The organism is Phyllobacterium sp. TAF24 (assembly GCF_052113785.1).
Classification (GTDB): Bacteria; Pseudomonadota; Alphaproteobacteria; order Rhizobiales; family Rhizobiaceae; genus Phyllobacterium.
The window spans coordinates 17025-27041 of record NZ_JBFRDN010000047.1; the positions used below are offsets into that span (position 1 = coordinate 17025).

Annotated in this window: 11 protein-coding genes; 3 read left to right on the forward strand and 8 right to left on the reverse strand. The window is 57.3% G+C overall.

From position 1 onward, the window contains the following. Nucleotides 1–15: 15 nt before the first annotated feature. From AB4Y96_RS24825 to AB4Y96_RS24860, 8 genes are all read right to left on the reverse strand, one after another. Nucleotides 16–465, reverse strand: a complete 450-nt coding sequence (locus AB4Y96_RS24825) for a hypothetical protein (RefSeq protein WP_091877485.1) — start codon at nucleotides 463–465, stop codon at nucleotides 16–18. A 128-nt stretch (nucleotides 466–593) separates the two neighbouring features. Then, a complete protein-coding gene (locus AB4Y96_RS24830; RefSeq protein ID WP_441920589.1) occupies nucleotides 594–1472 on the reverse strand; it encodes an alpha/beta hydrolase family protein in 879 nt (292 codons plus the stop codon). A gap of 15 nt (nucleotides 1473–1487) precedes the next feature. Then, nucleotides 1488–3107: an NTP transferase domain-containing protein gene (locus AB4Y96_RS24835; protein ID WP_441920590.1), complete on the reverse strand. Its 1620-nt coding sequence runs from the start codon at nucleotides 3105–3107 to the stop codon at nucleotides 1488–1490. Beyond that, entirely contained in the window at nucleotides 3104–3817 is a 714-nt protein-coding gene (locus AB4Y96_RS24840) for an XdhC family protein (protein ID WP_091877491.1), read from the reverse strand. The genes AB4Y96_RS24835 and AB4Y96_RS24840 overlap by 4 nt, the downstream gene beginning before the upstream one ends. A gap of 2 nt (nucleotides 3818–3819) precedes the next feature. Continuing rightward, nucleotides 3820–4152 (reverse strand): XdhC family protein, encoded by a 333-nt coding sequence (locus AB4Y96_RS24845; protein WP_441920591.1) that lies wholly within the window; start codon nucleotides 4150–4152, stop codon nucleotides 3820–3822. A gap of 17 nt (nucleotides 4153–4169) precedes the next feature. Continuing rightward, the gene (locus AB4Y96_RS24850; RefSeq protein WP_441920593.1) at nucleotides 4170–5408 is read right to left on the reverse strand and encodes a vWA domain-containing protein; all 1239 of its coding nucleotides are present in this window, start codon (nucleotides 5406–5408) and stop codon (nucleotides 4170–4172) included. A gap of 1 nt (nucleotide 5409) precedes the next feature. Further along, nucleotides 5410–6336: an AAA family ATPase gene (locus tag AB4Y96_RS24855; protein ID WP_441920595.1), complete on the reverse strand. Its 927-nt coding sequence runs from the start codon at nucleotides 6334–6336 to the stop codon at nucleotides 5410–5412. Between the two features lie 16 nt (nucleotides 6337–6352). Further along, nucleotides 6353–6880: a flavin reductase gene (locus tag AB4Y96_RS24860; RefSeq protein ID WP_441920597.1), complete on the reverse strand. Its 528-nt coding sequence runs from the start codon at nucleotides 6878–6880 to the stop codon at nucleotides 6353–6355. Nucleotides 6881–7083: 203 nt separating this feature from the next. Here AB4Y96_RS24860 and AB4Y96_RS24865 point away from each other — a divergent pair, with 203 nt between their 5' ends. The 3 genes from AB4Y96_RS24865 to rpe all read left to right on the forward strand — a co-directional run bounded on the left by AB4Y96_RS24865 (nucleotide 7084) and on the right by rpe (nucleotide 9915). Next, a complete protein-coding gene (locus tag AB4Y96_RS24865) occupies nucleotides 7084–8166 on the forward strand; it encodes a branched-chain amino acid ABC transporter substrate-binding protein (protein WP_441920598.1) in 1083 nt (360 codons plus the stop codon). Further along, nucleotides 8166–9173, forward strand: coding sequence for a P1 family peptidase (locus AB4Y96_RS24870; protein ID WP_441920600.1), 1008 nt, complete (start codon nucleotides 8166–8168; stop codon nucleotides 9171–9173). The genes AB4Y96_RS24865 and AB4Y96_RS24870 overlap by 1 nt, the downstream gene beginning before the upstream one ends. A 70-nt stretch (nucleotides 9174–9243) precedes the next feature. Further along, complete coding sequence (gene rpe, locus AB4Y96_RS24875; protein WP_441920601.1) at nucleotides 9244–9915, forward strand: ribulose-phosphate 3-epimerase; 672 nt, start codon at nucleotides 9244–9246, stop codon at nucleotides 9913–9915. Nucleotides 9916–10017 lie beyond the last annotated feature (102 nt).

The window sequence follows — 10017 nt, forward strand, 5'->3', positions numbered from 1 at the left end:
AACAAGGTAAAACAATCAGCCCTGCTGCTGAGCCTGCTTCTTGCGGGTCTTCTTAACAGGCGCATCGGCAGCAGTACCGCCAGCGGCCTTCTTGGCAGCGGCAGCTTCTTCTGCGGCGGCCTGATCAGCGCTCTTGCCCATTGTATCGACAACCGAACGAACCTTGCCCTTGTCGGAAACGGTGCAAAGCGCATCGCGAATATCAACCTTCAGGCTGACTTCGTTCAAACCAGCGCCAACTTCACGTTCATCAACAGCGCGGATATTGCGTTCCGACAGAACATATTTGCTGGCTGCCGCCGCGATGCACGGACCTGCGAGTTCCGAGCTAACGGGAGGACGAACCGGCGAGAACGTTGCGAATGTCGGGCCCATGCTGGGCTCACCGGTCGTCGAACATGCGGCCAAGGGAACAAGAATTGCCAAGGGAGCAATCCGGCTGAAAAGAGAGGTAGGCAGGCGCATGGCTTTCTCCGCAAAGTCTCATCGCAGGGTGATGTCTGATTAGGCCGGAAACTATTCGCTTTTAGCCATTTGTCTAGTGGCGCAATTGCCACAATGGCACTTTATTGCCACAATCCCCAAACCTTACCTCATGGTGCAACAGCGAGCATCCAATTCAAAACGCCACGCCAGTCTGACATACGGATCGGCGTTCCGTGATTACCGGTCTCGAAGCGAACGAAGCGCACGGGATAGCCTTTGGAGGATTTGCGTATCTTTTGGTAAAACGCCTCCTGATCATCGATGCCAAACACCGGATCGCGGCTGCCATGGCCGAAGAAAACAGGAATACGCCGCTTATATGAGGGCGAACCGATGAATTTGTCTTCCCAGAGAGAGCCGAGAATAACCAGACCGGATATGTTTTTCGCCGCCTCTGCATCCTGCGCCAGCCCCCAGCACAGGGAGCCACCCATTGAACCGCAGGCAACGAACAGCTTGGCTTGTGGTGATTGCGATTTGAAATAGGCAATCAGCCCGGCAATCTGCGCGACGCCTCTATCGCCAAAATCATGAAAATCCGGCGTCAGATACAGCCCGCCATTGAGAACCATCAAATTCTTGATGCGGTTGAAATTGCCGCCAAAGGTAAAATCATTCATGCCTTGCTGGCGATTGCCGCCCTGCCCGTGCAGATAGATTGTGATGATGGAAGCGCCGGGCTCAATCTTCCCGGCAGCCATGACCTTCACCGGTCCATTGACCGTTGTCACCACCAGATCTTTCTGGGCCCGCTTGGCGGCAAGATCGATATATTTGCGTCTCACGCGCAGTTCAGGCACCTCGTCACGACCGTTGATATCGCGCATTTCATTGTAATCGACCACGATGTAATCGCCGCCATCACCAGTTTTCATGATGCCCGGATAAGCAAATATATCGTCTTTGAACGGCTCAAGCTGCGTGGCAAGCGCGGCGCTGGAAAAACAGACGGCAGCCAGCGCGCCAAGAAGAATAGTCCTGATCAAATGCAAGTCCCCTGATTACCGCACCGTTTCCACGATGGTCCCGCCTGCCAGCCGCAACATATCCGGCGTGTCCACGTCAATGGCCGCCGCTTCGCCAAGCTCTACATCAATGACGGGAATATCGCCACGCTCCACCAGATGCCGCGCACCGACATCTCCGGCGAGCGTGAATACTTCATCAAAGAGGAAACGCGGCAGGATGACCGGATTGCCGCGCTTGCCCCGAAACGTGGCTCGCACGACCGTTTGCCCGCCGACATCATGGAATTGCCGGATCAGGGTCTGCAGGTCGGATGCAGACAAAGCAGGCATATCGGCAAGCATGATCATCACCCCATCCGCCGATAGCGGAAGATGCCTGATAGCCACATGCAGCGACGAGGCAAGCCCGCTGGCATGATCCTTGTTGAGCGCGATGTTCACGGGCAAGCCATCGAGCGCCGCGCTGCATTCCTCCGCCATATGTCCGAGAACAGCAATGACCGGTTCGCCTCCCGCCCTGATCGCCATCTCCGCCGAGCGGCGGATCAGTGGCACCCCATCGAACGTCGCCAGCAATTTGTTGGTTCCGCCCATGCGGGTGGATTGACCGGCGGCAAGAATGGCGATGGCAACTACGGGCTTGGGTAAGGGAGGTCGGGGGTCGCGCGGCTGTGGCCTTGTCGGGATTTCCATCAGCAGACCGCCGACACCCATGCCGACAATATCAGCCTTGGTGACGGGAATATTGGCCATGAGACGGTCAATCACCCAGTCAAAACCGTTTTCCTTCGGGCTGCGCGCGCAACCTGGAGCACCAATAACGGGTTTTCCATCCAGCTCGCCCAGCACCAGCAGATTGCCGGGATCAACGGGCATGCCGATATGATGCACCGTCCCACCCGCTTCGCGAATAGCTGCCGGAACCACATCATCCTTGTCGACGACAGCCGAAGCGCCGAAAATGATGACCATATCGCTGTTCCGGTGCATTTGCCGGATCGATACCGCCAGCGGGCTGGCTTCATGCGCTGGACGCAATTCACCAATCAGGCTGCCACCACTGGCAGCAGCGCGCGCGTCGAGAACCCGTGTTGTCTTGTCGAGCACGGAGGATTTGACCGATGCGAGCGTTGTCTGGATCAGCCCGACGCGTGTGCCGGAAAAAGCATAAACCCCAAAAGCATTGCGTCCATGGGCAAGATTGGCAATCTCACTGAGAACCGATTTCGCGACGGCAAAAGGGATAATCTTGATGGTCACAACCATCTGCCCCTGCTCGACCCGCTCAAACGGTTTCAGCGTCGCGATAGTCACAGACGGATCGATTGAATTGATCGCATTGATGAGATCGGCATCCACGGTAAAAACGCCCGATGCCTGCGCATAGCAGTTCACACGGCCAGTTGCGGCGGGCCCCGCCTGAATGCCGAACCATTGCAAGGCGCTGGTTATCTGCCGGGCGGCGGCGTTCTCCTCGACATCATCGGCGTCAAGCCGAGCCGCCGTCACCTGTGTAACACCGGCACCGCGCAACTGCTCGATATCATCCGTTGTCAGGACGTGCCCCTTTTTCAGCTTCACGGCACCCGCGTGGGTAGAATGAGCCAGCACGGCCCCAAGCGCCTGATCCAGAGGTGTATCGCCGAAAATCATGCGGTCTTTTCCAGTGTTTGCGGCATGCGCAGACTGCGGGCGCGAAAAGCCTCAATGATTTCAGCCAGCACCGCCACGGCAATCTCGGCAGGGCTAGCCGCCCCGATATTGAGCCCGATCGGCGCGTGAATGGTGGCAATGCTTTCATCGCTAAGACCAACCGCCTGCAAACGCTCCACCCGTTTGGCATGGGTTTTGCGGCTGCCCAGCGCACCGACATAGAAGCACCCGGCTTTCAGCGCTGCTTCCAGCGCATAATCGTCAATCTTCGGATCATGGGTAACAGCCGCAACCGCCGTATAGGCATCAAGCGGATGCGTTTTCAACACATCCTGCGGCCATTCGGTAAAAAGCCTCACATCGGAAAAACGCTCCGGCGTGGCGAAAGCCGTACGCGGGTCGATGATTTCCATATCATAGCCTGCAACCCTCGCCATAGGCACCAGCGCCTGACTGATATGCACAGCGCCGATAACCACAAGGCGCGGCGGCGGCAGATGCACATTGAGGAAGAATGAACGTCCATCAACCTCGACAACACCTGACTGACCCGACAGGAATGCCTTGGCAATCACCTCGCCCAACTCTCCGGCAACCGGATCGCCTTCCTTGATCACCCGGTCACGGCCATCGCCAAGATCGGTCAAAAGCAGCGCGGCGCGGCGCGCCCGGCGCTCAATGTTCAATTTCTTGAGGCAATAGGGGTCCACGATCAGCCCAACCGTTCCACATAGACTTTGATGCGCCCACCGCAGGAAAGTCCAACCTGCCACGCGGTTTCATCGGCAACGCCAAATTCCAGCAATCGCGGTTCGCCACTGGTCAAAACATCCATCGCCTCCGATATCACCGAGCCTTCGACACATCCGCCTGAAACCGAGCCTTCAAAATTACCCTTCTCGTCAATGACAAGGTGGCTGCCAACGGGACGCGGTGCTGATCCCCATGTTTCGACAACCGTGGCGATAGCAACATCACGGCCGTCAAGCATCCAGCTTTCGGCAATCAGCAATGGGTCCAGCTCATTCGTGTTCAGTTGTGTCATAAAGGCCTCCCGCAGCATTATGAATATAACGTGGGTTGCGGGAAAGACCTTTGCAACCAGCGTTTCGGGTCATCACGCTTTTCTGACGGACGCCCCAGCGCTTTGCACAAATCCTCCAGCGCATCGAGATTATGCACGGCGCGAAAATCATCGACATAGGGCAACATGGCCCGCACCCCTCGGGCGCGTGGTTCAAAACCCTCGAACCGCAGAAGCGGATTGAGCCAGATCAGCCGCCGGCACGATTTTGCCAACCGTTCCATCTCCGCTTCCAGCCCATCGGTTTCCTCCCGCTCCAGCCCATCGGTGATCAGCAGAACCACCGCACCTTGCCCCAGAACCCGGCGCGACCAGTGCCGATTGAATTCCCGCAGCGTTTCGCCAATACGCGTGCCGCCCGACCAGTCGCGTACAGCACCGGTGCAATGGGCAATCGCGTCATCGGGGTTCCGGTAGCGCAAGGGGCGGGTGATGTTGCTCAGCCGCGTTCCAAAGACAAAACAATTGATACGGCGGCGCTTGGCCATCATCGCATGCATGAAATGCAGGAAAATCCGGGTATATTGGCTCATGGACCCGGAAATATCCGCAAGCACAACCAGTGGTGGGTGTATTTCACGCCGCGAGCGAAATTTCGGCAGGATGAGGTCGCCGCCGGTTTTCAGGCTCGCACGCATCATGGCGCGTGGATCGATACGCCGTCCTTTCGGATCAGCCCGAAAGCGCCGCGTCTCCACCTTGTCGACAGGCAAGACCAGTTGATCCATCGCCCGGCGCGCTTGTGCAAGCTCGCCAGCGCTCATCTGGGCGAAGTCCTTGGAACGCAACACTTCCCTGCCGGAAAAGGTGAAACGCGCATCAATGTCTGTTTCAGGCGGTTGCTGCTGGGGTTCATGGCGGCCATTGCCGTTGAAAAGCGCTTGGCCGACACGCGCTTCGGTTGGCTTGGACCGCTCCGGTTCCATGGCATCGGGCGAAAACATGGCGAGCATTGCCTCAATCAGCTCACGTGAGCGCCAGTAAAGCCGGAAAGCCTCGTCAAATGTTGCATGATCTTCGCGCCTGACAATGAGAACGCTGCGCAAGGTCCAATAAAAATCCTCACGCGAGCCGATACCACCGGCAAGGACAGCCTCTATGGCATCCTTTACCGCCGCGGGACCAACCCGCATACCCGCCTTGCGCAGGGCTCTGGCGAAATAGACAATATTGTCTGCCAGCCGGCTGGTTGATGGCGATGAGGTTGGCGTTTCCATCCTAGGCTGCGTTCAGCTCCGCCTTGACCTCGTCAAGAATGCGCCGTCCCTCGCCCGCAGAAATCCGTGCGATGTCATCCTGATATTTGAGCAGCACGCCAATTGTATCGGAAACCGTCTCCGGATCGAGCGCCAGCTTGTCCATCTCGGTCAATGCCCCGGCCCAATCAATGGTTTCGGCCACACCCGGCAGCTTGAACAGGTCCATATCCCGCAATTTCTGCACGTAACGGACGATTTCGTCGGAAAGCCGTTCATTGGCGGATGGGACTTTGCGCCTGATGATCTCAAGCTCGCGTTCCGCCGTGGGGTAGTCAACCCAATGATAGAGACAGCGGCGCTTCAAGGCATCGTGGATTTCACGGGTGCGGTTGGTGGTGATGATGACGATGGGCGGTTCGGCGGCCGCAATCGTGCCAAGCTCAGGTATCGTCACCTGATATTCAGATAGAACTTCCAGCAGAAACGCTTCAAAGGCCTCATCCGTGCGATCCAGTTCATCGATCAGAAACACCGGAGCCCTGCCCGGTTCGCCCGACAGCGCCTGCAACACAGGACGCCGGATCAGGAACTTTTCGGAAAACACATTGCGTTCAATGGCAGATTTGTCGACCGTTCCTGTCGCTTCATCCAGCCGGATCTCGATCATCTGCGCCGCATAGTTCCACTCATAGACGGCGGAGGAAATATCAAGACCTTCATAACATTGCAGACGGATGAGCGGGCGATCTAGCGTCGACGCCAGAACCTTGGCAATCTCTGTTTTGCCGACACCTGCCTCACCTTCGAGAAACAGCGGACGTTTCATGCGCAGGCAGAGGAACAGCACCGTTGCCAACGACCGATCCGCCACATAGCCACCGATTTCAAGCAGTGCCAACGTCTCGTCAATCGATTGCGGCAATGGTGAAACGGACTGGTCGGCCATGGAGTCTCCGTTGGTTCTAGTCTCCTACACCGTGATAGGAGCGGTTGAGATAGACGAGTGACTGGCTGCGCTCGCCAATATGCAGTGCCGTCACCTTGCCATAGATGACATAATGCGTCGCCACCTCATGGGTGGCAATGATACGGCAGTCAAAGCTGGCCAGCGCATCGGCGAGCACCGGCGCGCCTGTTTGCAGCGTCTGCCAGTGCGCAAGCCCAAAGCGGTCTTCCTGCGAAAGATCACCCTTGCCTGAGAAAGCCTCCGAAACCGCCTGCTGGCCCGCTGAAAGCACATTCAGGGCAAAAACCTGATTCTCGATGAAGAGATGATTGAATTCATGCTGGCGGTTCAAACAGACCAATATGGTCGCCGGGTCGTCAGACACGGAACACGCTGCTGAAATCGTCACGCCGCGCCTGCCCGCCGGTCCATCTGTCGTAATGATGTGAACCGCTTCCGCAAAATGGCTCATGGCATTGCGGAAGGCGAGCGGTTCTATCTTCTGATCTTTGGCGATGAGCACTATATTATTTCCATTGTCCAAATCATCACTATCGCAACATGCTTCCGAACCATAGGGCTTGAACCACTGGAGCAGAATATTTTTTCCGCGCCTGTGATCTGACGCCGATATTATCGCACCATGCTTATCCTTTTATATAGAGCCGCATTGCGCAGAGTGAAGGAAACAGCTACCCAAATCCAACGTTTGGTTATCCAATGTCCCGAAGGTACGGCAATATCGCAATGAATCCCATGATACGCGCCGCAACGCTTGGCCTATGCCTGTTGTTTAGCTGTGTCGCCTATGCGCAGGATAAGATCGGCGTCATCGCACCGCTTTCCGGCTCCTTTGCGCGGCTGGGCAGCCAGCTTGTGGATGGCGTCAATGTGGCTGTCTCGGGCAATAAGCAGGGTCAGGATATTGGCGTCGTCACCGCCGATGATAAATGTGACGCTGCGGGCGGTGCCGCTGCGGCTCGCGAAATGGTGCTCGCCAATGCCACCATCGTTATCGGATTTCTCTGTGCAGAATCGCTTGAAACGGCCTTGCCCATTCTCAGCCAGAAGGGCATCGCCGTCATAACACCGGGTGTACGGGACCAGACGCTGACAGAATTGCGCGCCGAAACACCCTATCAGGTATTTCGYATCGCTCCGTCCGAGCGCAATGCCGCACGCGAGACTGGCGATCTTCTGGCGGGTATCTGGCGATCTTCCCCCTTTGCGATCATCGATGACGGCACCATTTTTGGCCGCGAGATCGCCTCCGCCGTGCGGGCGCGGCTGGAGGAAAAGCGCCTGAAGCCGGTGTTTACCGATACCTATCGCCCCGGTCTCGATAATCAGAACGCGCTTATCGGCCGGTTGAAACGTGCCGGAGCGACACAGGTTTTCATTGGTGGAGAACGGGATGATGTCGTTGCCATCGGCCGCAGCGCGGCGGCACTCAACTATCCTCTCACCATTGTCGGCGGCGAAACGCTCAACGCAATCACCAATGGCAGCGATCTTTCCGTGGGAACCGTGATGGTCGCACCCGTTGACCCGGCAACGCTCGAAAGCGCGCGCAATGCCAAAAATGCCATTGAACTCGCGGGCAAGGCACCGGAGGGCTATACGGTGCCCGCCTATGCCGCGGCAGAAGTTGCCATCCAGCTTCTGACCACCGCACAGGCGCAAGCCGCCTCGCTGGCTGATCTCCTGCGCAAAAACGTATTTGATACAGCCATTGGACCCGTTCAGTTCGATGCGCATGGCGAGCGTATTGCCGACACCCTTCGTCTGCAACGCTATGATGGAAAGCAGTTTGTGCAGGAGACGAAGTAATGCCGCTTAAATCTGGCCCCCGCAACCTCATTACGGATGTCGCCGGATTGAGCATCGGCAATGCTGCGGATGCCACAATCAAATCCGGCACCACCGTCATTCTCTGCGATGAACCGGCAACGGCGGCTGTACAGGTTCTGGGCGGTGCACCCGGCACGCGCGAGACTGATCTTCTTGAACCGCACAACACCGTTGAAACCATCAATGCGCTTGTTCTGTCAGGTGGCTCGGCCTTTGGTCTCGATGYAGCCTCCGGTGTACAGGCGGCTTTGCGCGAAAAGCGTATCGGCTTCAAAGTCGGTGGCCAGCGTATTCCCATCGTTCCCGCCGCCATATTGTTTGACCTGATCAATGGCGGCGACAAGGATTGGGGGCTTTATCCACCCTATCGCGAGCTTGGCTATCAGGCAGTGCAATCCGCATCGCGTGATTTTGCCCTTGGCAGCGTGGGTGCGGGCATGGGTGCGCTTGTGACCGGCATGAAAGGCGGCCTTGGTTCCGCCTCATCCATCCTGCCAAGCGGCGCCATCATGGGTGCACTTGTCGCCGTTAATGCGCTTGGATCGGTTACTGTTGGTAAGACCCGCCATTTCTGGGCAGCACCTTTTGAGATCGGCGATGAGTTTGGCGGTCTTGGCCTGCCCCATCCGCTTCCCTCCGATGCAGCTGACGTCAAAACAAAATTCAAGGAAGCGGCTAAGGACACCAACACAACCATCGGCGTCATTGCGACGGACTTGCAACTCACCAAGGCACAGGCAAAGCGTCTAGCCATTGCGGCCCATGACGGTTTTACCCGCGCCATCTGGCCGTCGCACACACCATTCGATGGCGATCTGGTGTTTGCCCTTGCAACCGGAACCGCTGGACGGGCACCTGAAATCGATGAGTTCATCGAGCTTTGCGCTGCTGCCGCTTCAACCATGGCGCGTGCCGTTGCACGCGGCGTATTTGCTGCCACAGCAGCGCCCAATGACCTGTTTCCTGTGTGGAGCACGCGCGCCTGACAGGGTTTTCATTGTGCCTGCCGGATACCCATGGTAACGGGCGCGCACAAAACCTCTACCGGAGAACGCCATGAGCCGTCCGCTTGTCATCGCCCCGTCCATCCTCGCTTCGGACTTTTCCAAGCTTGGCTCGGAAGTCACCACGGTCCTTAAAGCTGGTGCTGACTGGGTACATATTGACGCCATGGACGGCCATTTCGTCCCCAATATCACTTTCGGCCCGGAAGTGGTCAAAGCGATCCGCCCGCTCACCGATGCAGTTTTCGATACGCATCTGATGATTTCGCCTTGCGATCCCTACCTCGAAGCTTTTGCCAAGGCGGGTTCCGATATCATCACCATTCATGCCGAAGCCGGTCCGCACGTCCACCGCTCGCTGCAGGCAATCCGCGCACTTGGCAAGAAGGCTGGCATTGCCATCAATCCCGGCACACCTGAATCCGCCATCGAATATGTTCTGAACGATGTCGATCTGGTGCTCGTCATGACCGTCAATCCCGGCTTTGGCGGGCAAAAATTCATCACTGAAACTTTGAGCAAGATCCGCAAGATCAAAGCCATGATCGGCGACCGCCCGATTGATCTGGAAGTCGATGGCGGAATTACCGCCGACACGGCCGGACTGGCGACTGAAGCCGGTGCCAATGCACTCGTTGCAGGTTCTGCTGTGTTCAAGGGTGGCTCGGAAGCCAGCTACCGCGCCAATATCGATCTCATCCGCAACGCAACACTCAAAGGCTGATATAGGCTTTCCCTGCACTTGCCTCTGCCAGTTGGGGGCTTTGTGGTGCGTGGTTCGTGGTTCGACAAGCTCACCATGAGGGAGAGAGGTGATGAAAGGGAG